The 368-nt window shown below is 45.1% G+C and carries 1 protein-coding gene; it reads left to right on the plus strand.

Annotated features, from left to right (window positions below; all coding sequences use genetic code 11):
- A partial coding sequence (locus HC175_RS20715; RefSeq protein ID WP_209310156.1) for a hypothetical protein occupies positions 1-368 on the plus strand: 368 nt, incomplete at both ends.

Here is a 368-nt window from a genome sequence, read left to right on the forward strand (position 1 = left end):
TGAAGCTCCTGTGATTTCAGCAGTATCTCCAATCAATGAAGGAACAGATGAAGGTGAGTGTAATGCTACTTTAACCATTGTAGCTCCGTCAGCATCTGACAATTGTACTGCTGGTACAGCTACCGGTACCCGTAGTGATAATCTTGCTTTGACTGATCCGTTCCCAACAGGAACAACTACTATAACCTGGAACTACAGCGATGGCATCAATGCCGCGACTGCAGTAGAGCAGGTGGTAACAGTGACTGATGATGAAGCTCCTGTGATTGCAGCAGTATCTCCAATCAATGAAGGAACAGATGAAGGTGAGTGTAATGCTACTTTAACCATTGTAGCTCCGTCAGCATCTGACAATTGTACTGCTGGTA

It is taken from the genome of Salinimicrobium oceani (genome assembly GCF_012037645.1).